The sequence below is a fragment of the Acidiferrobacteraceae bacterium genome (assembly GCA_037388825.1).
In the GTDB taxonomy this organism is placed as follows: domain Bacteria; phylum Pseudomonadota; class Gammaproteobacteria; order Acidiferrobacterales; family JAJDNE01; genus JARRJV01.
This window is the reverse complement of sequence record JARRJV010000030.1, coordinates 1-511: the sequence shown is the minus strand read 5'-3', so window position 1 is coordinate 511 and position 511 is coordinate 1. Positions and strand designations below refer to the sequence as shown.

2 protein-coding genes are annotated in these 511 nt (G+C 64.8%); both read right to left on the bottom strand.

Annotated features, from left to right (window positions below; all coding sequences use genetic code 11):
- Positions 1-310, bottom strand: a 310-nt coding sequence (locus tag P8X48_07275) for a methyltransferase domain-containing protein (protein MEJ2107113.1), incomplete at its 3' end; no start/stop codon positions are given.
- Positions 300-511, bottom strand: a 212-nt coding sequence (locus P8X48_07270; GenBank protein ID MEJ2107112.1) for an alpha/beta hydrolase, incomplete at its 5' end; no start/stop codon positions are given. The genes P8X48_07270 and P8X48_07275, both read right to left, overlap by 11 nt.

Below are 511 nucleotides of genomic sequence, written 5' to 3'. Positions count from 1 at the left end.
GCAGGCGTTCGGCATCCGCACACACGTAGCGGCAACGACTCCACCGGCCCCGCCGCGCATTGGCCTGCTCGACCATTGCCGGGGAAAGATCGACACCAACAACACGTGAGCCGCGAAACCGTTGTGCGAGGGCGCGGGTCACGAAGCCGGTACCGCAACCGAGGTCGAGTATCCGGCGGAGAGTCTTTGCCTGGTCCCCATCAAGCCGCTCCAGCAGACGCCCGCCGATGTCGTATTGCAGGACGGCAAACTCGTCATAGCGAGGAGCGGCGCGATCGAAGGACTGACGGATGCGGCGCTTATCCAGCACGGTGCTGTAACTCCGAATCCGGGGCCGCTTTCAGCAGCGCGAGGAACTCGTCCCGATGGGACACGAACGGCGCGTGCCCGGCACGCTCGATTGTGCGCAGGTCTGCCCGTTGCAGATGTTGAACCAGCCAGTCACCGGCCGATAGCGGGACCAGACGATCGTGGCCGCCCTGAATGAGCAGGGTCGGTATCGAAATCCGGG